General features: G+C 44.1%; 22 protein-coding genes. 16 read left to right on the top strand and 6 right to left on the bottom strand.

All coding sequences use genetic code 11. From position 1 onward, the window contains the following. The first annotated feature begins 132 nt into the window (after nt 1-132). The 10 genes from DVG78_RS03130 to DVG78_RS03080 all read left to right on the top strand — a co-directional run bounded on the left by DVG78_RS03130 (nt 133) and on the right by DVG78_RS03080 (nt 7,974). On the top strand, nt 133-687 hold the full coding sequence (locus tag DVG78_RS03130) for a cupin domain-containing protein (protein ID WP_114459584.1): 555 nt from the start codon (nt 133-135) through the stop codon (nt 685-687). Between the two features lie 36 nt (nt 688-723). Continuing rightward, on the top strand, nt 724-1,305 hold the full coding sequence (locus DVG78_RS03125) for a YdeI/OmpD-associated family protein (RefSeq protein WP_114459583.1): 582 nt from the start codon (nt 724-726) through the stop codon (nt 1,303-1,305). 143 nt (nt 1,306-1,448) lie between these two features. After that, a complete protein-coding gene (locus DVG78_RS03120) occupies nt 1,449-1,850 on the top strand; it encodes a nuclear transport factor 2 family protein (RefSeq protein WP_114459582.1) in 402 nt (133 codons plus the stop codon). Between the two features lie 64 nt (nt 1,851-1,914). Beyond that, on the top strand, nt 1,915-2,523 hold the full coding sequence (locus tag DVG78_RS03115; RefSeq protein WP_114459581.1) for a GNAT family N-acetyltransferase: 609 nt from the start codon (nt 1,915-1,917) through the stop codon (nt 2,521-2,523). Nucleotides 2,524-2,533: 10 nt separating this feature from the next. Beyond that, the gene (locus tag DVG78_RS03110) at nt 2,534-3,436 is read left to right on the top strand and encodes a carbon-nitrogen hydrolase family protein (RefSeq protein WP_114459580.1); all 903 of its coding nucleotides are present in this window, start codon (nt 2,534-2,536) and stop codon (nt 3,434-3,436) included. Nucleotides 3,437-3,621: 185 nt separating this feature from the next. Further along, nucleotides 3,622-4,980 carry a flavin monoamine oxidase family protein gene (locus DVG78_RS03105; protein WP_114459579.1) on the top strand — a complete coding sequence of 453 codons (1,359 nt, stop codon included), beginning with the start codon at nt 3,622-3,624 and terminating at the stop codon, nt 4,978-4,980. A 154-nt stretch (nt 4,981-5,134) separates the two neighbouring features. After that, entirely contained in the window at nt 5,135-5,725 is a 591-nt protein-coding gene (locus tag DVG78_RS03100; protein WP_114459578.1) for a TetR/AcrR family transcriptional regulator, read from the top strand. Between the two features lie 93 nt (nt 5,726-5,818). Next, entirely contained in the window at nt 5,819-6,046 is a 228-nt protein-coding gene (locus DVG78_RS03095; protein WP_114459577.1) for a hypothetical protein, read from the top strand. Between the two features lie 76 nt (nt 6,047-6,122). Further along, nucleotides 6,123-7,376: an MFS transporter gene (locus tag DVG78_RS03090; RefSeq protein WP_114459576.1), complete on the top strand. Its 1,254-nt coding sequence runs from the start codon at nt 6,123-6,125 to the stop codon at nt 7,374-7,376. 154 nt (nt 7,377-7,530) lie between these two features. Then, complete coding sequence (locus tag DVG78_RS03080; RefSeq protein WP_114459574.1) at nt 7,531-7,974, top strand: OsmC family protein; 444 nt, start codon at nt 7,531-7,533, stop codon at nt 7,972-7,974. A 227-nt stretch (nt 7,975-8,201) separates the two neighbouring features. Here DVG78_RS03080 and DVG78_RS03070 read toward each other — a convergent pair whose 3' ends face one another. Genes DVG78_RS03070 through DVG78_RS03055 form a run of 4 tightly spaced genes read right to left on the bottom strand, consistent with a single transcriptional unit; the run spans nt 8,202 to nt 11,463 of the window. Beyond that, nucleotides 8,202-9,557 (bottom strand): FAD-binding oxidoreductase, encoded by a 1,356-nt coding sequence (locus DVG78_RS03070; RefSeq protein ID WP_229598114.1) that lies wholly within the window; start codon nt 9,555-9,557, stop codon nt 8,202-8,204. 36 nt (nt 9,558-9,593) lie between these two features. Further along, on the bottom strand, nt 9,594-9,899 hold the full coding sequence (locus DVG78_RS03065; RefSeq protein WP_114459571.1) for a phosphoribosylpyrophosphate synthetase: 306 nt from the start codon (nt 9,897-9,899) through the stop codon (nt 9,594-9,596). Between the two features lie 12 nt (nt 9,900-9,911). Further along, complete coding sequence (locus DVG78_RS03060) at nt 9,912-10,184, bottom strand: GNAT family N-acetyltransferase (RefSeq protein ID WP_114459570.1); 273 nt, start codon at nt 10,182-10,184, stop codon at nt 9,912-9,914. Between the two features lie 10 nt (nt 10,185-10,194). Further along, nucleotides 10,195-11,463 carry a metallophosphoesterase gene (locus tag DVG78_RS03055; RefSeq protein WP_114459569.1) on the bottom strand — a complete coding sequence of 423 codons (1,269 nt, stop codon included), beginning with the start codon at nt 11,461-11,463 and terminating at the stop codon, nt 10,195-10,197. 137 nt (nt 11,464-11,600) lie between these two features. On the opposite strand from DVG78_RS03055, the gene DVG78_RS03050 reads away from it, so the two are divergent. Both DVG78_RS03050 and fdhD read left to right on the top strand, forming a co-directional pair. After that, nucleotides 11,601-12,017, top strand: a complete 417-nt coding sequence (locus DVG78_RS03050) for a molybdenum cofactor biosynthesis protein MoaE (RefSeq protein WP_114459568.1) — start codon at nt 11,601-11,603, stop codon at nt 12,015-12,017. 148 nt (nt 12,018-12,165) lie between these two features. Next, nucleotides 12,166-13,008 carry a formate dehydrogenase accessory sulfurtransferase FdhD gene (gene fdhD, locus DVG78_RS03045; protein ID WP_114459567.1) on the top strand — a complete coding sequence of 281 codons (843 nt, stop codon included), beginning with the start codon at nt 12,166-12,168 and terminating at the stop codon, nt 13,006-13,008. A gap of 5 nt (nt 13,009-13,013) precedes the next feature. Here the strand turns inward: fdhD and DVG78_RS03040 are convergent, their stop codons facing one another. After that, a complete protein-coding gene (locus DVG78_RS03040; protein WP_114459566.1) occupies nt 13,014-15,038 on the bottom strand; it encodes a tetratricopeptide repeat protein in 2,025 nt (674 codons plus the stop codon). 487 nt (nt 15,039-15,525) lie between these two features. On the opposite strand from DVG78_RS03040, the gene DVG78_RS03035 reads away from it, so the two are divergent. The 4 genes from DVG78_RS03035 to DVG78_RS03020 all read left to right on the top strand — a co-directional run bounded on the left by DVG78_RS03035 (nt 15,526) and on the right by DVG78_RS03020 (nt 20,690). Then, nucleotides 15,526-17,919: a TonB-dependent receptor gene (locus tag DVG78_RS03035; RefSeq protein WP_229598113.1), complete on the top strand. Its 2,394-nt coding sequence runs from the start codon at nt 15,526-15,528 to the stop codon at nt 17,917-17,919. A gap of 79 nt (nt 17,920-17,998) precedes the next feature. Continuing rightward, on the top strand, nt 17,999-18,889 hold the full coding sequence (locus DVG78_RS03030) for an SDR family oxidoreductase (protein ID WP_114459565.1): 891 nt from the start codon (nt 17,999-18,001) through the stop codon (nt 18,887-18,889). Nucleotides 18,890-18,906: 17 nt separating this feature from the next. Beyond that, the gene (locus DVG78_RS03025) at nt 18,907-19,926 is read left to right on the top strand and encodes a sensor histidine kinase (protein WP_114459564.1); all 1,020 of its coding nucleotides are present in this window, start codon (nt 18,907-18,909) and stop codon (nt 19,924-19,926) included. Further along, entirely contained in the window at nt 19,923-20,690 is a 768-nt protein-coding gene (locus DVG78_RS03020) for a LytR/AlgR family response regulator transcription factor (RefSeq protein ID WP_114459563.1), read from the top strand. Before DVG78_RS03025 ends, DVG78_RS03020 begins: the two co-directional genes overlap by 4 nt. A gap of 10 nt (nt 20,691-20,700) precedes the next feature. On the opposite strand, the gene DVG78_RS03015 is transcribed toward DVG78_RS03020, so the two are convergent. Further along, nucleotides 20,701-21,237: a helix-turn-helix domain-containing protein gene (locus DVG78_RS03015; protein WP_114459562.1), complete on the bottom strand. Its 537-nt coding sequence runs from the start codon at nt 21,235-21,237 to the stop codon at nt 20,701-20,703. Nucleotides 21,238-21,348: the final 111 nt, after the last annotated feature.

Genomic DNA, 21,348 nt, shown 5'->3' with positions numbered 1-21,348 from the left:
GAGGTCTCAAAAACGCAAATGATAATTTTATACGCTTATGCACTGAATATATTGAAATAATGATTCGATGGATTGACATCCAAATATCCTATAATCAGATAGTTACAAAATATCTTCGGCTTTAGTAGACAAATGGCAACTGACTTATACGCTGGATTTACAAATCCCATTGCAGGCGAAACATTCCGCTGCATTTCATTTTCCAAAGAAGCATTTACGATTGACTGGGTAGTTCAGCCCGAGGGTTATGTTCCGTTTGAACACATTCATATCAATCAGGCCGAAATATTTCACGTCAAAAGCGGCGAAATGCGCATTCTGATTGACGGACAGGAACATATTGTCAAGACCGGCGACTCGATTACCGTCTCAAAAGGCAAGCGACACATCGCTTTCAACAACAAACCCGAAGTGATGAACTGCATCGTAGAATACCGCCCTGGGCTCGACAATTTCAAATTTTTCCAATGCTTTGGTGGGCTGACTTTGGATGAAGATTACAATAAAAAAGGCCAGATTAACATTCCCAAAATGTGTTACTTTACCAAGAAAATGAACGCGCAGTGCATCACCCGACCGACAAGTATTCCCGCACCCGTATTCCAAATGGTGATAAATCTATTTTTTGTGGTGGGAACAGTGTTAGGATGGAATAAACTTTATACAAAATACACTGGCGATTATTGACTTGATTTATAAACGCTATGAATTTAAGACGAATCAATGCAAACAAAAGAAATAGAGACTTTTTGCCCCACAAACATCCAAGATTGGCGACAATGGTTGCAAGAAAATCATCGTTCAAAACAGTCGATTTGGCTTGTTTATCATAAAAAAAAATCTGGCATGCCAAGCATCACTTGGAGCGAAGCCGTCGACCAAGCACTTTGTTTTGGCTGGATAGACAGCACTTCAAAACCCATTGATGATGAGAAGTTTATGCAGTTTTTCTGCAAACGAAAACCCAAAAGTGTTTGGTCAAAAATAAACAAGGAAAAGGTGCTGCGGTTGACAGAGGCAGGACTCATGACGCAGGCAGGTTTTGAGAGTATTGAAACCGCAAAACTAAACGGTTCTTGGAATATTTTGGATGAGGTGGAAGAACTCACGATACCCCAAGATTTGACCGACGAACTCAAAATGAAACCCGTGGCGGAGGAGTTTTTTTTGAGTTTGAGCAAATCAGTCAGAAAAAGCATCTTACAATGGCTTGTACTTGCCAAACGACCCGAAACCCGCCAAAATAGAATCACCGAAATTGCCGAACTTGCCGCCCAAAAGTTAAAGCCCAAACAGTTTAGATAATAAAACGAATACGGATTCGGGAATGTCTTTAGTAAAATGAGTGATGAGAGGTAAATGGCCATTTTTTGGCAAATTTCCGCACAAACGGAACTGACACCGCCCCAAAACAAGTTACCTTTCTTTTCAACAACTTACTTTTACACATGACTTCACTCGATATCGCAAAACAGTATTACGACAGTTTTAACCGTAAAAATTGGCAAGGAATGTTGGATTTATTGGCCCCTAACGTGCGCCATGAACCCAATCAGGCCGACGAGCCACGTATCGGCATTGAGAAATTTACGGAGTTTTTGCAAGGCATGGACGACGCCTACGAAGAAACCCTGACCGACATGGTTTTCTTCAGTGAGCCCAACAATACACGCGTGGCGGTGGAGTTTGTGGTAAACGGAATTTACAAAAAAGGCGACGAAGGCTTTCCCGTGGCCCACGGACAATCTTACGTGTTGCCTGCGGCGGCATTTTTGGAAATAAAAGAAGGAAAAATCACCCGCGTAACGACCTACTATAACCTCACGATTTGGATAAAATTGGTTTCGTAAGGAAGGGATTCACGCTAAGTTGCTTTGACGCAAAGATTATTCAGAACGGTTTTTTAACCCAAAAATGTCCCAAAATCTTACATTTATAGCCAAACGTGGCCCTGAAATTGCTTCTGTGATTGAGGACTTAGGTAAGCTGCGCATTGCCGTTTTTCACGATTATCCTTATTTGTACGAAGGCACACTCGACTACGAAAAGGAATATTTGCAGATTTATACCAAAGCACCTCGCTCCTTTCTGTTTGCGGTTTATGATGGAACGAAAATGGTAGGAGCTACCACCTGCATTCCCTTGACTGACGAAACTGCCGACGTTCGGTTGCCTTTTGAAAAAGCGGGTTTTGACATCAATACCATCTTTTATTTTGGCGAAAGTATCCTCTTACCCGCCTACCGTGGACTGGGCTTGGGGCATCGCTTCTTTGACGAGCGCGAAGCCCACGCCCGTAGCTTTGGCACTTATAAAATGACCTGTTTTTGTGCGGTAGAGCGCGCAGAAGACCACCCCTCAAAACCGCAGAGCTACCGACCCAACGACGTTTTTTGGACCAAACGCGGCTATCAAAAAGAGCCTGCTTTGCAAAGCACCTTTGAGTGGCCCGACATGGGTCAAACGCAGTCAACACCCAAGAAAATGATTTACTGGTGCCGTCCGTTAAATCCTCAACCTTGATTGTTTTTCTATGAAGAACCTAACCGTTGCCGCTGCGCAATATCCCATTACGGAACATAAAACATTTGAGGATTGGCAAAAACACACGGAGCGATGGGTAGCAGAGGCTGTAGCAAAAAAAGCGCAATTGTTGCTCTTTCCAGAATACGGTTCTATGGAGTTGGTGAGCATTTTCGGTCCTGAAATTCGGGTCGATATTCGTCGGCAAGTGTTGGAATTAGATTCACTGAAGGCAGATTTTTGCGCTGTTTTTGCGGCCTTAGCCCGAAAGTACCAAGTGATAATTGTGGCCCCGAGCCTGCCCGTAGTCGAAGAAAACCGCCCCCACAACCGCGTATTTGTCTTCTCGCCCGACGGATTAGCGGGCTACCAAGACAAGTTTTTTATGACGCGCTTCGAAGACGAAGAATGGGGCATCCAAACTGCGCCCAAAATCCTGACGCTGTTTGAAGCAGATTGGGGAAGTTTCGGCATTCAGGTTTGTTATGATGTTGAATTTGGACTAGGCTCCCACCTTCTGTGCGCGGCGGGCGCTTCTTTGATTCTCGCACCGAGCTGCACCGAAACTCTTCGCGGCGCCACCCGGGTACACGTGGGCGCTCGGGCCCGGGCGTTGGAAAACCAAGCCTATACGGTTGTTTCTCAAACCGTTGACAATGCTCCTTGGTCACCTGCCGTCGACATTAACTTCGGCTACGCCGCGTATTATTGCACCCCCGACCAAAACTTTCCCGAAGAAGGAATCCTCCAAACCATGACGCCCCAAAAGGTGGGCTGGCTGGTTGAAACCCTTGATTTTGACAAGATAGAAACCGTCAGGCGGGAGGGGCAGGTGTTCAATTTTAAAGACCACCAACGTCTTCAAAGCGCATTTTTAGCCGAGAAAGTCACCATTCACAAAGTGAGAGTTTAATACTTTCACTTTGTGAATTATATCGTTTATACTGCCCACAAATAGCGGCAAAAAAATCGAATTTATCACTTTCCCTCTAACCGATTGACCATTAAATAAAAGCCCTCCGCTTCATAAAGTAAGAGCCGTAAAAAGTTGTTAGCTTTGGCTTTAGATTATTCAATCCGTCTAACGGTCAACCCTTTATGAAACGTAGAACATTCCTCAGCTTAGGTGCCACGGCCAGCACCGCTACCCTTGTTGCCAACCCTTCACTTACCCAAGCCATTCGTACCAAACCCACCCGCATCATTGTCTTGGGAGCAGGATTTTCGGGGCTTTCGGCGGCCTTAAAGCTCCACGATGCCAACATGGATTTTGTGGTACTCGAATCCCGCAACCGCGTGGGTGGACGGGTATTTACGCACGTGCTCGACGACGCCAATAACCTCCGCGTAGAACTCGGTGCCGAATGGGTGGGGCGCTCACATGAGGAAGTACAAAAACTCTGCAAACGCTTTGATATTGAACTATTTAATAATCAATTTGAAACCGATTTGCTCTTTCGTGGCAGTTACCAACCCAGCGACCAATGGGAGTACAGCGAAGAATGGAAAAAACGTTTTGAGGAAATTTTGAAAAACTTCAAGAACCTTTCTGACGCCCAACAACGTGAACTTGACAACATGGATTGGTGGCGTTTTTTGGTCAATAATGGCATTCCCGAAAACGATTTGTTTCTTCGCGAGCTGCTCGACAGCACCGATTTTGGCGAAAGTATCCGCCACGTTTCGGGGTTTTCGGCCTTATCGGAATACGCCGAGTCGAGCAAAAAAAATGAAATGGACTTCAAAATGAAAGGCGGAAACGGCACCTTGGCCCGCAAAATCACAGAACACATCGGCAGCGATAAGGTAAAACTCGGCTACCATGTAGAAGCCATCGAACAAAAAAACGGTAAAGTGAAAGTCACCTGTACCAACGGCGAAACCTTTGAAGGCGACCGACTTATCTGCACAATTCCGACCTTTTCGTTGGCAAAAATCAAATTTACGCCCGCGTTGCCCAAAGAAAAAATCAACGCCATCAACGCTTTGCAGTACGCCCGAATCAACAAACATGCGGTGCTGTTTAGCGAGCGTTTTTGGGGACGAGAAGATTTTGACCTCATCACCGACACCTCCGCTCACTATTTTTACCACGCCACCAAAAACCAACCCGCCAAATCAGGGGCGCTTATTTCGTACAGCATCGGCGAAAAAGCCGATGTTTTTGGCTGGAATGACGACCACCTGCGCAAACAAATGGTGTTGGAAAGCCTCCGCCCGCTGGCCCGCGCCGAAGATTATTTTCGCAAAGAAGTCAATTATTATTGGGGCAGCGACCGCTATTCCAAAGGAAGTTATGCCGTGTATGGCAAAGGTCAGTGGTTTAGTATCCGACCAATATTGGCCGCCAAATTCATCAATATCCATTTTGCAGGTGAGCACGTCGCTGATTGGCAGGGATTTATGGAAGGCGCCGTAGCCACGGGAGCCGAAGCCGCCGAGGCTGCATTGGCTTAATTTTTAGGTATTTTTTTTTCACTCCTCCCCGCCCGTTGCGTTTTATTGAATCCAACAAGCGGGGAGAATTTTTAATTAGGGAACAGACAAAAATTCAAAAAAATCATTCATAGCAAGCATAAATAAACAAACGTTCATTTATATTTGTGTTTAAATGAGAACACGGGACGAAAATAAAGAGCAGCTTGTTCGCCAAAAAGCCTTAGAATTAATTGTAAATCAAGGCCTTGAAGGGTTTAGTATGCAAAAACTCGCAAAAGCGGCGGCGGTTTCCCCAGCTACGCTTTACATTTATTACAAAGACAAAGAAGACCTGATTACCCAAATAGGAATTGAAATCGGCAAAAAATTTAGCGCGACAATTTTGCAAAATTTTGATCCCACACTGCCCTTTGCCGAGGGGCTTCGTATTCAGTGGCGCAACCGCGCAAAGTACGCCATTGAAAATCGACTGGAAACTGAATTTTATCAACAAATGCGAAGTTCTTCTTTCAGAGATAAAGTGATGGGAAGTTTTATGGGCGAATTCAAAACGGCGATGGGACAGTTTGTCCATAATTCGGTGCAACGGGGAGAACTTAGCCCCATGCCCATCGAAGTGTTTTGGTCAGTTGCTTACGCGCCGCTTTATAATTTGATTCAATTTCACAATGAAGGCCACAGTTTGGGGGGTAAACGTTTTGAATTTTCTGAAGAGACCATGAACCAGACTTTTGAATTGGTGCTTAAAGCGTTGAAGCCCTAAAAATTTAACCAAAAATTAATGCCTTTTTTCCCAAAAAACGGAAACGTTTTGGTGTTATCAAAAAAGTTTTTGAATGTACAAAAACGCTGATTCATGCAACAACTCCTTCAAATTCTAGTCTTCAAAACAACCGTCAAAACCCCGCAAGACCGGGCAACTTTAGCACCTTTTATGGCTACCTTGGAACAGATAAACCGCTGGACGGTCGATTGCGAAGATTGTGATTGTGTGCTTCGTGTAGAAGCCGACGGCGTTTCCCCACGGAAAATCATTGAATTGGCGCAGCAAGCTGGATTTGAATGTGTTGAGTTGAGGGATTAATCGCCCTTCCTTTTATACCCTTTTCATTTATTTATAACAGCCGTTAAATATTACTCGCTTTTTTATAAAAACACCCATGAAGCAAGCAAACGTTACCCCATTCACCTCCTATCAAAAATCGGTGATTGCCCTGTTAGCCATAACCCAATTTACGATTGTTCTTGATTTTATGGTCATGTCGCCCTTGGGCGATTTGCTCATGAAATCGTTGGTCATCACTCCTTCACAGTTTGGTTTGGTCGTCTCAAGTTATGCCTTCAGCGCAGGTATTTCGGGACTGCTAACGGCAGGCTTTGCCGATAAATTTGACCGCAAACGACTGCTTTTATTTTTTTACATCGGCTTTATCATCGGTACGCTTTTTTGCGGTTTGGCACCCACCTACGAAGCCCTCGTAGCAGCGCGCATTTTCACGGGTATTTTTGGGGGGGTTATCGGCTCCATCAGCATGGCCATCATTACCGACATATTTTCGCTCGAACAGCGCGGTCGGGTGATGGGATTCGTCCAGATGGGTTTTGGGGCCAGTCAAGTATTGGGCATTCCCATCAGCCTCTATCTAGCCACGCTTTGGGGCTGGCAATCGCCATTTTTGTTGATTGTCGGGTTCAGTATAGTTTTGGCCCTCATTATCATGCAGGTGTTGAAGCCCATTACCCAGCACCTCGAACTCAAAACCGAGCGTAAGGCACTTGCCCACTTAGTTCACACCATTACCCAAAGGCATTATCAAACGGCGTTTTTAGCCACGGCGCTGCTTTCCATCGGCGGTTTTATGATGATGCCCTTCGGAAGCGCGTATGCCGTCAACAACTTGGAAGTCAGCCAACAGCAATTACCCATTATTTTTATGGTTTCGGGCATCAGTTCGCTCATTGTTATGCCCATGATTGGGCGACTGAGCGATAAATTCAGCAAATTTAAACTCTTCGCGTTTGCTTCCGTTTGGATGGTCGTGATGGTGCTGATTTATACCAATCTACCCGTGGTTCCGTTGTGGGTGATTATTATTTTCAACGTATTGATGATGATGGGAATCATGAGCCGGATGGTGCCCGCCACCACGCTCACCAGCGCCATACCAAAGATGCAAGACCGGGGAGCGTTTATGAGCATCAACTCCTCGCTGCAACAAATTGCGGGTGGAATCGCCTCGTTTGTGGCGGGTTTGATTGTGGTCCAAAAAGACAATTTCAGTCCACTGCAAAACTACGATGTGTTAGGAATTGTGGTATCAGTCGTTTCTCTTTCTTGCATTTATATGGTTTATCGGGTAAACAAATTGGCCAAGAAGACCGCGACCTCAGCCCCCAAAGAGCAACCCGTCTGAGGCGATTTTTGCTTCAAACAAGGCACTATTACATTTTTTGGCATCGAAGGTTTGATTTTTAATGACAAAAGGGAAATAATTTTGTAGAATTGCGGTTACCAATTTGGTCAACATTTTTTTAAACAACCCAATATTCACTATTCTCATCAAAACCATGGCAGCAATCAAAAGAATTTCTAATGCCGTTTGGAAAGGTACCGGACTGGAAGGCAGCGGAACCCTTAGTTCAACAAGTGGCGTTCTGAACGAAACTCCTTATTCATTTGCGGCCCGCTTTGTAAGCGAAGACGGCAAAGCAGGCACCAACCCCGAAGAACTCATCGGTGCTGCCCACGCGGGTTGCTTTTCAATGGCCCTCAGCTTTCAATTGACGGGTGCGGGCTTCCCTCCTACCCAATTGGCGACCAAAGCCACCGTTGAAATGGAAAAAGGCGATGCTGGTTTTCGGGTATCGGCCATCAAACTTGCCGTAGAAGGAACCGTTCCGGGCATATCAGAAGAAAAATTCCTTGAATTGGCGGGCGTTGCCAAAGCCAACTGTCCTATTTCACAGGCGTTAGCGGCGGTGCCCATCACCTTAGACGCAAAGTTGGTGTAATTTCAAAGTATTGAATCCACAAAAAGGGTGGTCTCAGAATTTTGAGGCCACCCTTTTTTATCAAAATGAGGGAATTCTAAACGTTTTTTTTGACTTTTCAGAAAACGAGGTTGTGAGCAACCTCCAAGCAGGTTTTAAGAAACCTGCTTCACGCGTGTCTGCGGTTTCTCAAACACCGCATGAGCAATAATGTTAGGCAGATGTCGTGGCGATTCTCAAAACCAACGTTATTGCTCCGGCAACAGTTTCCCCGGATTCATCAGATTTTGGGGGTCGATGGCATGCTTGATGGCCCGCATCATATCGAGTGAGTCGCCGTGTTCAAGGGCCATGTATTGTAATTTTCCCACGCCGATACCATGCTCCCCCGTGCAAGTGCCGCCCATCGCCAACGCCCGACGTACCAAGCGTTCATTCAGGGCTTTGGCCCGCTCAAACTCCTCTTTATCATCGGGATTTATAAGAATCGTGAGGTGAAAATTACCATCGCCCACGTGCCCAAGAATGGGGGCCATGATGCCCGTTTTTTCAATGTCGTGCTGGGTATCTACGATGCACTTTGCGAGTTGAGAAATGGGCACGCATACGTCTGTCGACATCAGTTTTGCGCCGGGCCGCAACGCCATGGCAGAGGGTGCCGCGTCGGTTCGGGCGCGCCACAATCGCTTGCGTCGGGCTTCGTCTTTTTCCCACACAAAGTCCGCGGCTCCAAAAGAATGGGCATATTCTTCTACTTTTTGGATTTGGCCTTCTACTTCCGCCACCGCGCCGTGAAACTCCAGAAACAGCGTCGGAACCTCCTCATAATCAAGCGATGAATACCGATTAATGGCCCGCATCATGGCGGCATCCAACAGTTCAATTTTGGCAATGGGCACACCTTTCTGGATCGTTTTGATGGCCGTGGCTACCGCCGCTTCAACCGTCGGGAATGCACAAACCGCCGCGTAGATGGTTTCAGGCTCGCTGTGCAGTTTTAAAATAAGCTCCGTAATGACGCCCAACGTACCCTCAGCTCCGACCAAAAGACGCGTCAAATCGTAGCCCGCCGACGATTTTTTTGCTTTACTGCCCGTTTTGATGATTTTGCCATCGGGAAGCACGGCCGTTAGCGCCAATACGTTATCTTTCATGGTTCCGTAGCGAACGGCATTCGTGCCCGACGCCCGCGTGCTTGCCATTCCGCCCAAGGTCGCGTTTACCCCCGGCCCAATGGGAAAAAAGAATCCCGTGCCTTCGAGCAACTCATCCAGTTGATTGCGCCTTACACCCGCCTGCACGAGTACGTACATATCATCTTTATTGACTTCCAGTACTTGGTTCATTCCCCGCAGGTCGATGCAAATACCGCCTCTCAACGCCAATACGTGGCCCTCAATAGAAGTTCCCGCACCAAACGGAACAATCGGAACGCCATACTTAGCACAGATAGACACAATACCAGATACCTCTTCGGTGGTGTTGGGAAACACCACGACATCTGGTGGCATACATTCATGGTAGCTGTATCCTGCGCCGTGCGCTTCACGAACGTCCGCATTGACACTGAGTCGCTCGCCTAGAAGCGCGGTGAGTTCTTGCAAAAAAGGAGGGTTATTCACGTAAAAAACTTAAAAGAATTATTTATCAAACTGAAGTTTTGCCAATAAATCGTTGGTAACACCTTCGGTATACATGCCATAACCACTCACCAAAAGCCCTTTAATTTGGTGATTTTCGGACGAGATGGCGTACAAAACCGCCTCATCTGCAGGATCGGTTGGGCCTTCGAATCGAAAAAATTCATCAATTTTAAACTCGTCGGTAAACACTTTAAATTGCCCTTTACGGCATTCCAGACAATCTTCTTTCAGGTTGAAATCTTCTACATAGCCTTCTTGACGAAGGGCTTCCATGGTCTCAGAAAGTGTATCGTAGGCTTGCATGTTGCGTATATTTTAAGGATGCGTTAAATCTTGGTATTCAGGATGTTCCTCAATATATTTTTTAAAAAAAGGGCAATAGATTTTTACAGGCCATTGTTCTTTTCTAATGGTATCAAGGACAAACACGGCCAATTGAGCCGCCAATCCCCTGCCACGCAATGCGTGCGGAACGAAGGTATGAAGAATGTAAATCGTTCCTTGTTTCCATTGATATTCCACAAAGGCCATTTCTCCGTCAACTTCTGCTTCAAAACGATGACGTTCAACGTTATTGATGATATTCATGCGGTACTTTTTAGGCTTTCACTAACTCTACGACCGTAATTTCGGGTAGAATACCCACCCGCCCAGGATAACCAATGTATCCAAACCCGCGATTTACGTACAAATGCTGGTCGCCTTCGGTGTACAACCCGCCCCATTGCTTATAACGATATTGCACCGGGCTCCACTGAAAACCACCGATTTCGACGCCAAACTGCATCCCATGGGTGTGCCCCGCAAAGGCCACGTCAATGTCTTTATACGTCGGTGTTACCTGTCCGTTCCAATGGCTTGGGTCATGTGAAAGTAATAATTTTACGGGAAAATCTTCGGTATTTTCGTAGGCATTTTTGAGGTTACCATATTTGGCAAAACCACCCATACCCCAGTTTTGAATACCCAAAAGGCCGATTTGCTCATTGCCAACTTTGATGGCCCGGTGCTCGTCCAAAAGCAAATCCCAGCCCATCAGGCGGTGAGCTTCCTTCAAATCCTGTAGGTTTCGGTGCTTGGCTTCGGCGCTTGTCCATTGGTAATAATCACCATAATCGTGGTTTCCCAAGACCGAAAATGTCCCCAAGGGTGCTTTGATTTTTTTGAAAATATCAATGTAATCCTTCACTTCATCGGCGGTATTGTTGACCAAATCGCCAGTGAAAAAAAACAAATCGGGTTTCTCGGCCATGAGCATTTCAACACCCCCTTTTACGGCCGTTTTATTGAAAAAACTGCCCGAGTGAATATCCGAAAGCTGACCTATTTTGATACCTTCAAACGCCTTAGGAAGGTTTTTGACGGGAATGCGTACCCGACGAATGCGGTAATCATGCGCTCCCGAAATAATGCCATAGGTAAACCCTGCCATTGTTGTGCCCGCAACGGCCAGGGCCGTTTTCATCAAAAATTCCGAACGAGGAATCGCATCGGCTTGAGGGGCCGACGTAGGCGATTGGACATTGGGGGAACCGTTGGTAAAGAAGCTCGTCACCCATTTTCCAAACCGAATGACATCGTCAATCAAAAGAATAAACAGGGCGAAGAATTTGGCAAAATAGGGAATCAATAAAGCGGTCCAGATGAATTGACGCGTCATACGACTGAGGGAATCGGGCGGCACCAAAAATTGGGTCACAACCCAAACCACTAAACTGACGGCAGGAATGGCCCAATAAATGCCGTGAATGAGGCGGCGTGTGTCAGCAGAACTGTCGCGGGTGAGGGTTCTGACGGCTTGGAAAACGTAATAATCCAACAAAAAGAAAATGCCAATGGTGATAAGGATGGCTGGAAGTCGATTCATAATATCTGTGAGAATGGGTTTCAGTTTGTAACAAAATACCGACCTAAAAAGTGTACCATGGAAGTAGATTTGTGGGAAACGGCATTTTTTTAGGATGAAGTCACTATTTTTGGCCATCATCTATTTTTTACCCCCTTATGATTGATATTCAATTGTTAGATACAACGTTGTCAACCCAAACTTGTTTTGATTATGTTTTGTCCGACGAAGCAGGCGGAATTGTAACGTTTGTGGGTACGGTACGCAATCACACCAAAGGCAAGCGTGTATTGCGTTTAGAATTTGAAGCTTATGCCCCGATGGCGGTCAAAGAAATGACAAAAATTGCGGAAGAAGCCGTTCGTCGTTGGCCAGTGTTAAAGATTTCCATTCACCACCGCGTGGGCGTATTAGACATCGGCGAAATCCCAGTTGTTATTGCCGTTGCCTGCGCCCACCGAAACGCCGCTTTTGAAGCTTGTCAGTTTGCAATAGATACCCTCAAGGAGACCGTTCCCATCTGGAAAAAAGAGTTTTTTGAGGACGGAGAAGTCTGGGTTGCGGCGCATCCTTAAAAGCTCAAATGATGAACCGCAAAACAGAAAAATTGTAAACTGCAAAATGGCAAAGTGATAAAAACCTGCAAAACGGCAAAGTGATAAACCGCAAAACAGAAAAATCATAAACCACAAAATGTAAAAATGTAAATGTAATCCCACACCTATGAGCACCAAAGACGTAATGATATGGCGGTCAAATCGCGCAGGCACCCATTATGTGGCCGACACCGTTGTGGTGGAAGAGCCTGTGGAAATTCGCATCCGATTTCGGGATTCCAATGATAAATGGGGCGAACGTCCGCTTTCGATTACCATGCGCACCCCAGGCGATGACCAAGCGTTGGCGGTGGGTTTTATGTTTACAGAAGGAATGTTGCTGGAAAATCAGTTAGACAAAGTAACGATTGGACTCGAAAATACCGTCACCGTTCACTTTAAACCCGACGTGCGGCCTGAGTTGGAAAAACTTCAACGCAATTTTTACGCTACTTCCAGCTGCGGGGTTTGCGGAAAATCATCACTAGATTCCTTGGGATACACCTACGAGAATCTGCAATGGGCGGAGAATCTTCCGTCTTTGTCAACCGAATTGATTGCGTCGTTGCCCCAAAAACTCACTGAATATCAATCACTTTTTGACGAAACGGGCGGCATTCATGCCGCTGGACTATTTGATTGGGAAGGTAATCTTATGCTTTCGGCCGAAGACGTTGGGCGGCACAATGCCGTGGATAAAATAGCAGGGAAAGCCTTGATAAATCAATCACTTCCTTTCAATCAACATATTTTAGTGCTGAGCGGGCGCGCTTGTTTTGAGCTATTACATAAGGCATTGGCGCTAAATATCCCTGTGGTGGTGGCAGTAGGTGCGCCTTCTAGCTTGGCCATCGAAACCGCCGAGCGTTTCGGCCAAACCCTCATCGGTTTTGCCCGAGATGGGCGTTTTAATGTGTATTCGGGGCCTGAGCGCCTAGAATTACAGAATGAAACCAGGGCTATAATTTAAGTTTATTATACTTTTTCGTTCACAATTGGCAAGACAATGACGACTTCTGTAAACTCCCCTTCTTTAGAAGTGATGTTTATTTTCCCTTTGTGAATTTCAATAATATCTTTACTCATAAACAATCCTAAACCTGTCCCAGCAGAGGTTGGTTTTGTGGTAAAAAATGGATTAAAAAGTCTCTCCAAATCCCTTGGTGGAATCCCTTTACCATTATCCCTTATTTTAAAAAAAAGTTCACTTTCATTCAGCTCTGTTGATATTCTAATTTCTGGCACAAAACCCTTTACAGTTTTATATTTTTCATCAAGTATATAAAGTGAGTTATCAACAATATTTGAAATGGCTTGAGAGAATTCTGAAGGTAAAACTTCCGTAAAAATTTCTTGGCTTTTCAAATCAAATATTAATTCAACTTCAAATTGTTGATTTGCATTTTTGAATTTTTGACAAACCTCATTCACACATTTTATTACTGTGTCGTTCAAATTTATTTTTACGTACTCACTTGATTTTTCTTTAAGTAAATTCTGCATATCTTTTACAATTCTAGCAGTACTTTTGCCATGATCATTGATTTTAACCATACTATTTTCAATTAAATTTAACAAATCAATAGAGTCTGTTTTTATTTCTTCTTCAACACTAGTTATTTCTTTTTCAAAAATCCCTTTAAGTTCATGAGTTAGTAAAATCGAAGATTCTGAAAAATTATTTATATAATTAAGAGGATTTAAAATTCGATCGACAATACCTTTGGTCAATTGCCCCACCGAAGCAAACTTTTCCTGTCGTATCAATTCTTCTTGGGTCAGGTAAAGGTTATGAAGTGCCATCTCTAATTCATTTTTTTGCGTATTTATCAGGCTATTTTTTTCATTCAACAATAGATTCGCTTTGTTTATACGGAAATAAAATATAACCATTGCCGAAAGCAGAAGAGCCGCCGAGATAGAGATAATGACAAAAATATTTCGTTGGCTTTTCTGTTTTACTACTTCTCCTGCTTGTTTAATTATTTCAATATTTTTTTGTTCTACCTGATAATCAGCCTCCAATTGAGTAAGTTGGTTTTTGGAATCGGCCGTAAAAAGGCTATCCTTAATTGTGTAATATTTATTTAAATAATCTATTTGAGGTTCAAAATCTTTCATTTTACCGTACATATCCGACAGGTTATGATAATTTTCCATCACAATATATGGGATACCTGCTTCTGCCGAGATAGAAATACTTTTATCAAAAGATGCTTTAGCCAATGAATAACTTCCGTTTTGAGCATAAGTGGCTGCAATGTTATTGTATAGAGAAGCCAGCGTTATTGGATTTGGTTTATTTTTTTCAAAATAATTTTTGACGCGATAAAAACAATCAAGAGCTTCCTTTGTCTTATTTTGATGTTTATAGTTGAGTCCGATATTAGAAAGAATTGAAGTAGCTCTATCTTCATCTTTTAAACTTATGGCAATTTTATACGCTTTTTGATGAAACTCCAACGCTTTAGCATATTGCCCCATTCTATCATTTAATATACCTCTTGAATCTAACAAATCAGCCAATTGTTCAGAATCTTTAAGCCTTTCTACCAACTCTTGAGCTTTATCTTGATATTCATTTACTCTTTTAAAATCATTAAACTGACCATACACATTTGCAATTTGCATAAAAGTATTTGCAAGTTCTGAAACACTTTTATGGTCTTCATACAACCTTGCGGCTTTTAATAAATATTCTAAAGATTTGTTATAATCCCCTTTTATCAAATAACAATATCCAATCGTATAATTGTAATCCGCAACCAAATATTTCTTATTATGTGTTTCTGACAGTGCTAAGGCATTTTTGAAATATTCAATTGCTTTTCCAGCATTATTATCCATATAATAATACCCTATTTCAGCATACATCGCAATCCTATTCGTATCTACTTTTTCAACGCTAAGTTGTTTTAGAAGACTATCCACTTGATTTCTTTGTGCAACTCCAACGTTCCACACAAGCGTTAAGATTAAGCTCAGTAATAGTCTCTTCATTTTTAGGGTTTTTTATAACAGAGCAATCTTACAAAGAAATTCTGTTATCTCTGTAGTATTTACAATAAATAACCCAAATTATTACATTCTTGCAATATTTCTTTCCAATTATTTCAAATTCAGTACTTTGTCTTATGGGCAGGGTTTTTCTCATAAAAATTAAATCACTGTAAATCAACACTTTAATATTGAACCTAAATTGGTTGCTTGTCATTAAAATAGCTAGATGAATTACAAAATCTAAGTTTTGGCTATAATAAATCCTAAAAGTACCCGTGTTATTTGGGGGTTACGAGCACTCTGTCATTTTTATGAGAAAGCCCTGATCTTATGGGTAATAAGTAAAAACGATTAATGTCTATACACTCCCGTTTCACCCCCGTCTGATTTCTGCTTCACCCCCGTTTCTCTACGCTTCGCCCCCGTTTGGGTTTTTCGACCGACTTGTTTGTGTGAATTTTGAAATGAAAACAACCACAAACAAGTCATGAAAACAACTATTCATTCTCTTTTGATGGCCCTCAGCCTATTAACAGCCCTTTTTCTTCCTTACACTTCGTCCGCACAGTCATCTGCTACGCAAACCGTACGCGGCAAGATTACCGATGCTGCCTCAAAAGCGCCCGTAGTGGGCGCTACGGTGGTGGTAGTGGGAAGCACTCCCCTCAACGGCACAACCACCGATGCCGACGGCAATTTTCGTTTGTCGGGCGTATCAACTGGCCGCATCGCGCTGAAAATCACCTTCATTGGTTACGAAGACATCTTTGCCAAAGACATCATCGTGAACGCGGGCAAAGAAGTCGTTTTGGATTTCCCCATGACGGAGAGTTTTACGAAACTCAACGAAGTAACCGTAAGCTATAAACGCAGCGAAGACAACAAAGTGGCCAACAACGAAATGGCCACCGTGAGTGCGCGTCCGTTTAGTCCTGCCGAAACCCTCAAATACGCAGGTAGCCTCGGCGACCCCTCGCGTATGGCGGCCAATTTTGCGGGCGTAAGCGGTGCCAACGACGCCCGCAACGACATTGTGGTGCGCGGAAATTCCCCCGCGTCGCTGCTCTGGCGGCTCGACGGCGTCAACATCCCCAACCCCAATCACTTCGGCTCGTTGGGGACTTCGGGCGGGCCGGTTTCGATGCTGAATACCAATTTGTTGGCAAAATCCGATTTTCTAACGGGGGCGTTTCCCGCCGAATACGCCAACGCGCTCGGCTCAGTCTTTGATTTACGCCTACGCAAAGGCAACGACGAAAAACACGAATTTCTTACCCAAATCGGCTTCAACGGCGTGGAGGTCGGCGCCGAAGGGCCTTACAGCAAAAAATCAAAGGCGTCGTATTTGGTCAATTATCGTTACTCACTTTTTGGGTTAATGTCCAACATTGGATTTGAAATAGCAGGAACCCCTTATTACCAAGATTTTACGTTCAAAACCGATATTCCGGTTGAAAAAAAAGGAAACCTAAGTTTTTGGACCATCGGCGGTAAAAGCAACGTCACGTTTTTGGGCAAAGACGTAGATACTGAAAAAGGCGACGCCTACGGCGACGAAAACAACAACACCCGCGTCAATTTCGAATCAGGCGTAGCGGCGCTGTCGTACGAACACCGTTTTTCGGACAAAACCTACGGTAAAATCACGCTTTCAGGTTCGCGCTCCACCCAGAATTTCAAGGGAGATACCGTACTTTATAAGGCGGGCGTCAAAGAAGTTTTGCAAGAAATTCAGAACGAAGAAGCGCTGTTTACCAACGAAAAGCTCTCTGTTAATGCCTCTGTAAACCATAAAATCAACGCCAAAAATAAACTATCGGGTGGTTTCATCGTCGATTTGAATCGCTTTGATTTGCTCAACCGAGCACTTTATCCAGCGGTAATTTCGCGAAGAAATACCCAAGGAGAGACCATGCTCTCTCAGGCATATATCCAGTGGAAACACCGTTTCAGCCAAAATCTAACCTTAAATGCGGGTTTGACAGGTTTGCACTATGAACTCAACAACAAAAACGCCGTGGAGCCGCGTCTGGGTTTGAGTTATGTGCTCAATGAGCGTAGCACGCTGAATTTGGCCTACGGCCTACACAGCAACCTCCAGCCACTCCTGCTGTATTTTTACCAATCTCCTAACTCAAATGGGGGGTATAGCCTATCCAACAAGGACTTAGGTTTTACGCGGAGCCATCATATTGTATTGGGATACGAACGAAATCTCTCCGAAAACATTCGTTTAAAAGTAGAAACCTATTATCAATCACTGTTTAATGTGCCAGTGCAAAGTACGCCCGGCTTTTATTCGGTATTGGTGGAAGGGGCTGATTTTGCGCCCATTGACCAAGGCAATTTGGTCAACAAAGGCACGGGACGTAACTACGGCGTCGAAATCACCCTCGAAAAATACTTTTCCAACAACTATTATTTCTTGCTGACGGGGTCGTTGTTTGATTCAAAATACAAAGGCAGTGATGGTATCGAGCGCAATACCCCTTTCAACGGCCACTTCGTACTGAATGCGCTGGCAGGAAAGGAAATTCCGTTGGGACAAAACAGCTCGTTAAGCATCAATTGGAAACTCACCACCGCTGGAGGTCGCTACGTTCGCCCCATCAATTTAGGCGCTTCGGCCGACGCCCAAACGACGATTTATGATGATGAGAGCGCGTTTTTACAACAACAAAACGGCTACTTCCGTACCGACCTTAAAATTGGCTACAAACTCAACCGCAAGCACGCTACGCACGAAATTGCCATTGATTTACAGAACTTTACCAATAGTCAAAACATATTCCAACAAGCCTATAATCCCCGTACCAATCGGATTGGCACGGCCTATCAGCAAGGCTTCCTTCCGATTCCCTTTTATCGTTTGACATTTTAACACTTTAAACTTGACTTTCCAAGACTTGAAGTCTTGGAAAGTCTTCTAAAAAAGTAGAAAAGCTACAACCAACCCAACCATGAGCGCTAAAAAAACAATTGCCGTCGTAGGCGCCACGGGGCGCTTGGCACAACCCGTGATTCGACAACTACTGTGGCACGGCTATCAGGTACGGGCCGTTGTGAGAAATATTGAGAACGCAAAAAAAATACTGCCCGATTCGGTCGCATTCGTGCAAGGAGATGTTGCGGACACAACCAGCCTTATGCAGGCTTTTAAAGGAGTTGATTACGTCTACATCAACCTCAATGCCGATGATGTGCAACCCAATCAAGCGTTTTATGCCGAGCGAGAAGGCATTCAAAACATCGTAAAAGCCTGCCAACTCAATGGTATTCAGCAGATTCTAAAAATAAGTGCTTTGGGCGCGTATCCGTTTATTGAGCACCACAAAGATATTTTACAGAATAAAATTCGGCGGCAGGGGCATCGTTTTATTGAGCAATCAAACATCCCATTCACCATTTTTCATCCCACGTGGTTTTTGGACAGCCTATTCTGGGCCATTAAAAAAAACAATTTTCAATGGATAGGCAAGCCCGTCGATTTTTACTGGATCAACTCCGAGGATTATGCCGTACAAGTCATAGAAGCCATCGGAAATCCACAGGCATTTGATACGCATTACGCCGTGCAAGGAACAGAAAAAATGAATTACAAACAGGTCTTTGAACGGCTGAAAACTTCCTTCAACCCACGACTAAAAATGCAGGTACTACCCCTTTGGATGGTCAAAATAATGGGAATTTTCTCACCTAAAATGAGCCACTTGGCTGAGTTATTTGGCTTTTATGAACAAACCAACGAGGCATTTTACGCGCAAAAAACCTGGGTAGACCTGGGCAAACCGCGTACTTCTCCCGAAGAATTTGCCCAGCAATTCGGGGAAGAGAAAAGTTTGTATCTTTGATAAAAAAATAGCCGTTTATGGAACCTGTCGTACTCAACGACCGCAAAGCAAGGCTCATTGGTATCCCGCTGCTCAGCCTATTCATTCCCCTTATCACCCACAGCGACGTTTTTTTAGCGGTTGATGTGAATGGAATATTTCATTGGCTCAGCACCTGCTTTCTCAACACTTTTTTGCTTTGGGAAGGCAATCGTTACATTTTTATTAAATCGCGGCAGTTTTTTCCACAATACAACCAGACCACCCAACGTCTTGTCTATCAAACCCTTGCGAGTATCGCATATACGCTTTTGACCACCATTGTTGTTGATTATTTTTTTTGTAATCAATTACTTGGCTGGGAGGAGCGAACGCCATTTTTAATCGGTTTCAGAATCAGCCTCATTCCCACCTTGGTAGTGACGCTCATTTACGAAAGCGTATTTTTCTTTCAGGCGTGGCAGAAAAATGTTAAAAAAACGGAATCCCTCGCCCGCGAGAATGTTCAATCCCAGCTCGAAGCGCTCAAAAATCAGCTAGACCCCCATTTCCTTTTCAACAGCATGAATACGTTGGCCGCGCTCATCGATGACGAAAACGCCCCCGCCCAAAAATACCTCGACCAACTCTCGGATGTCTACCGGTATGTGCTGGTAAGTAGGGAGAAGTCAACGGTCACGCTGGAAGAGGAAATGGCTTTTTTGGATGCGTACATTTACCTCAACAAAACACGTTTTCGGGAAAATCTGCTGGTAGAAGCGCAAGTTGACGAGGCCGCCTACCAAAAACAAGTGGCGCCATTGAGCCTTCAGATGTTGCTGGAAAACGCCATCAAACACAACATCATTTCAAAAGAGAATCCACTCACTATTAAGATTTTACAGGAGAATAATTATCTAAGTGTTGCCAACAATTTACAGGAGAAAAAGACATTTGAAAAATCAACCAAAGTAGGACTGCAAAACATCATCAACCGGTATCGTTTGCTCACCGACCAACAGGTTGAGATTCATAAAAGTGAATGGAATTTTACCGTACGTATCCCCTTGCTTCCATGAAGGCCCTAATTATCGAAGACGAATACCCTGCTGCCGAACGCCTTACCAAAATGATTCAAAAAACCGACAGCAGCATTGAGGTGCTGGAGGTATTGGAAAGTATTGAGGCCGCCAAACGATGGTTTTCCAGCCATGAGGCGCCCGATTTGATTTTCTCCGACATTCAGCTCTCCGACGGCTTAAGTTTTGTGATATTTGACGAAATACCCATCAATAGCCCCATTATCTTCACCACCTCGTACGACGAATATGCCATCAAGGCCTTCAAAGTCAAGAGTATTGATTATTTGCTTAAACCTATAAAACCGCAGGAACTCAGCGCCGCCATTGAAAAATACCGCGCGCTCACGGGCGCAAACGCTCTCCATGACTACGGCCAAAAAATTCAGTCCTTACTCGATATTATTCCGTCGGCAGGCCGAAAGTACAAAAACCGTTTTTTGGTCAAACAACACGATCAATTTGTCCCGATTCACCGACACGAAATCGCTTATTTTTTTACGGCCAACGAAATGGTTTGTTTGATTTGTAATGACAATCGGCAATTTTTGATTGATTACACCCTCGAAGAACTGGAAAAAATGCTCGACCCCAGTCATTTTTTCCGCCTCAATCGACAATTCATTGCGGCCCTTTCGGCCGTCAAAAAAATTCATGCTTACTTCAACGGAAAGCTCAAACTCGACCTTCATCCCGAGCCCTTGCACGAAATCCTCGTCAGTCGCGAGAAAGCATCCTCATTTAAAGACTGGATAGAGGGCTAGAAAATAAATATTAGGCTTGAGCCTTTTGATATTTATTTTGATATTTATATGGAGTAATACCATACACTTTCTGAAACATTTTGTTGAACTTAATGGGATGGGCATAACCAATACGGTGAGAGACCGTACTTGCTGTTTGCCCTTCGCGTAATAAACTAGCGGCATATTCCATTTTGTGTTCCATGTAAACCTGATAAAAAGGTTTCCCAAAACGTTCTTTAAATAGTTTATTAAACTGGGCAATACTTATCCCTGCTTCTGCTGCAATCGCCTCCAATTTCGGGGGTATTTTTTCAACTCCTTCCACAATATATTTCCGATAGGCATCTTCTGCCACACATAAATCGGTCACAATCAATATATTATTCAATTGCTCTGTATGTAAATTTGGTAAGGTGTCCATGACGGTCTCCGTCTGAGGTCCTGTCACTGTAAACGCAATTTGGTGACTTAACAGGTAGGGCAAAATGATGTTTATATCATTAACGTTCAGTGAAATACTGATTTGGGGAGAAATGTATAGCTGATTGTGGCTTTTGGGGATCATATTTTCAAATTTTAAATGGAGAAGACACGTCTTAGCCTTTGTTTTAACTTGTCTTAGCCTTTGTTTTAACTTTTGGGGCCGAATTAGGTGTGTAAGAAGTACACAAGTGTA

The sequence above is a fragment of the Runella aurantiaca genome, assembly GCF_003339505.1.
Classification (GTDB): domain Bacteria; phylum Bacteroidota; class Bacteroidia; order Cytophagales; family Spirosomataceae; genus Runella; species Runella aurantiaca.
The sequence above is the reverse complement of the archived record's forward strand: the minus strand, read 5'-3'. Positions and strand labels throughout refer to the sequence as shown.

Coding starts and splice junctions, on each gene's coding strand:
- DVG78_RS03125 (WP_114459583.1), top strand. CDS start 724: ATGCAAACAAAAGAAATAGAGACTTTTTGCCCCACAAACATCCAAGAT.
- DVG78_RS03015 (WP_114459562.1), bottom strand. CDS start 21,237: ATGATCCCCAAAAGCCACAATCAGCTATACATTTCTCCCCAAATCAGT.
- DVG78_RS03050 (WP_114459568.1), top strand. CDS start 11,601: ATGATTGATATTCAATTGTTAGATACAACGTTGTCAACCCAAACTTGT.
- DVG78_RS03025 (WP_114459564.1), top strand. CDS start 18,907: ATGGAACCTGTCGTACTCAACGACCGCAAAGCAAGGCTCATTGGTATC.
- DVG78_RS03055 (WP_114459569.1), bottom strand. CDS start 11,463: ATGAATCGACTTCCAGCCATCCTTATCACCATTGGCATTTTCTTTTTG.
- DVG78_RS03090 (WP_114459576.1), top strand. CDS start 6,123: ATGAAGCAAGCAAACGTTACCCCATTCACCTCCTATCAAAAATCGGTG.
- DVG78_RS03035 (WP_229598113.1), top strand. CDS start 15,526: ATGAAAACAACTATTCATTCTCTTTTGATGGCCCTCAGCCTATTAACA.
- DVG78_RS03115 (WP_114459581.1), top strand. CDS start 1,915: ATGTCCCAAAATCTTACATTTATAGCCAAACGTGGCCCTGAAATTGCT.
- DVG78_RS03030 (WP_114459565.1), top strand. CDS start 17,999: ATGAGCGCTAAAAAAACAATTGCCGTCGTAGGCGCCACGGGGCGCTTG.
- DVG78_RS03130 (WP_114459584.1), top strand. CDS start 133: ATGGCAACTGACTTATACGCTGGATTTACAAATCCCATTGCAGGCGAA.
- DVG78_RS03020 (WP_114459563.1), top strand. CDS start 19,923: ATGAAGGCCCTAATTATCGAAGACGAATACCCTGCTGCCGAACGCCTT.
- DVG78_RS03095 (WP_114459577.1), top strand. CDS start 5,819: ATGCAACAACTCCTTCAAATTCTAGTCTTCAAAACAACCGTCAAAACC.
- DVG78_RS03065 (WP_114459571.1), bottom strand. CDS start 9,899: ATGCAAGCCTACGATACACTTTCTGAGACCATGGAAGCCCTTCGTCAA.
- DVG78_RS03040 (WP_114459566.1), bottom strand. CDS start 15,038: ATGAAGAGACTATTACTGAGCTTAATCTTAACGCTTGTGTGGAACGTT.
- DVG78_RS03080 (WP_114459574.1), top strand. CDS start 7,531: ATGGCAGCAATCAAAAGAATTTCTAATGCCGTTTGGAAAGGTACCGGA.
- DVG78_RS03060 (WP_114459570.1), bottom strand. CDS start 10,184: ATGAATATCATCAATAACGTTGAACGTCATCGTTTTGAAGCAGAAGTT.
- fdhD (WP_114459567.1), top strand. CDS start 12,166: ATGAGCACCAAAGACGTAATGATATGGCGGTCAAATCGCGCAGGCACC.
- DVG78_RS03120 (WP_114459582.1), top strand. CDS start 1,449: ATGACTTCACTCGATATCGCAAAACAGTATTACGACAGTTTTAACCGT.
- DVG78_RS03105 (WP_114459579.1), top strand. CDS start 3,622: ATGAAACGTAGAACATTCCTCAGCTTAGGTGCCACGGCCAGCACCGCT.
- DVG78_RS03110 (WP_114459580.1), top strand. CDS start 2,534: ATGAAGAACCTAACCGTTGCCGCTGCGCAATATCCCATTACGGAACAT.
- DVG78_RS03100 (WP_114459578.1), top strand. CDS start 5,135: ATGAGAACACGGGACGAAAATAAAGAGCAGCTTGTTCGCCAAAAAGCC.